This window comes from Pseudomonas sp. CGJS7 (assembly GCF_036961695.1).
Map to the genome: position 1 here is coordinate 1 of NZ_JBAMDI010000318.1, position 710 is coordinate 710.

General features: G+C 53.5%; 2 rRNA genes. Both read right to left on the reverse strand.

What is annotated here, in order from left to right:
* Nucleotides 1-47: 47 nt before the first annotated feature.
* Nucleotides 48-162: ribosomal RNA gene (gene rrf, locus V7787_RS52870) — 5S ribosomal RNA — on the reverse strand.
* Between the two features lie 174 nt (nucleotides 163-336).
* Nucleotides 337-710 (reverse strand): 23S ribosomal RNA (locus tag V7787_RS52875); the annotation flags it as partial.

The following is a 710-nucleotide window of genomic DNA, read 5'->3' on the forward strand; positions in this document are numbered from 1 at the left end:
CAAAGAAAAACGCCGCAACCAGTGGTTGCGGCGTTTTAGGGTAAAGCCCCTGGCGATGACCTACTCTTGCATGGCTTAAGCCACACTACCATCGGCGCGTGTGCGTTTCACTTCCGAGTTCGGGATGGGATCGGGTGGTTCCACACAGCTATTATCACCAGGGAGAGGGTGGAGGGTCGCAGGTCTCGGTGGATTGAGTTGCGCTCACGCTCACGTTGGTTTGCTTTCAACGGGATGTATTCCGTTGTCGGCGAATAGATTGGAATGTAGCGAGTCAGTGTTTGGTTTGGAACGTCTTAGACGTATCACATAGAGACCAAGGCAACTTGAGGTTATATGGTCAAGCCACACGGATCATTAGTACAGGTTAGCTCAATGCGTTGCCGCACTTACACACCCTGCCTATCAACCACCTAGTCTTGATGGTTCCTTTAGGGGACTTAAAGTCCCGGGAGATCTCATCTTGAGGCGCGCTTCCCGCTTAGATGCTTTCAGCGGTTATCGCTTCCGAACATAGCTACCCGGCAGTGCCACTGGCGTGACAACCGGAACACCAGAGGTTCGTCCACTCCGGTCCTCTCGTACTAGGAGCAGCCCCTCTCAAATCTCCAACGCCCACGACAGATAGGGACCGAACTGTCTCACGACGTTCTGAACCCAGCTCGCGTACCACTTTAAATGGCGAACAGCCATACCCTTGGGACCGACTA